Consider the following 455-nt stretch of genomic DNA (forward strand, 5'->3'; position numbering starts at 1 on the left):
CCCTTACTCTGCTGGTCTTGCTGTTGTGGGTTTATTGGAATCGATGATGACAGCGACCATTGTTGATGATTTAACCGATACGCCAAGCGATAAAAACCGCGAATGCAAGGGCCAAGGTATTGCGAATATCGGTGCTGGTTTATTGGGCGGCATGGCAGGTTGTGCCATGATTGGTCAATCAATTATCAACGTTAAATCAGGCGGGCGTGGGCGTTTGTCGACATTCTCTGCCGGTTTGTTTTTGCTAATCTTGATCGTGTTTTTAGGTGATTGGTTAAAAATGATCCCTATGGCTGCACTCGTTGCCGTGATGATCATGGTGTCTATTGGAACCTTCTCTTGGGATTCTATTCGTAATCTTAAACATCATCCTTTATCGACCAATCTTGTGATGGTTGCCACAGTTGTTGTGGTTGTCGCTACCCATAATTTAGCGATTGGGGTATTTGTAGGTG

The 455-nt window shown here is 44.8% G+C and carries 1 protein-coding gene; it reads left to right on the forward strand.

Features of this window, described 5'->3' with window-relative positions; translation table 11 throughout:
- Positions 1 to 455 (forward strand): SulP family inorganic anion transporter (locus AAEY78_RS12290; protein ID WP_352339626.1); only part of this gene is annotated, 455 nt, incomplete at both ends.

The sequence above is a fragment of the Psychrobacter sp. 16-MNA-CIBAN-0192 genome (genome assembly GCF_040309565.1).
Classification (GTDB): Bacteria; Pseudomonadota; Gammaproteobacteria; order Pseudomonadales; family Moraxellaceae; genus Psychrobacter.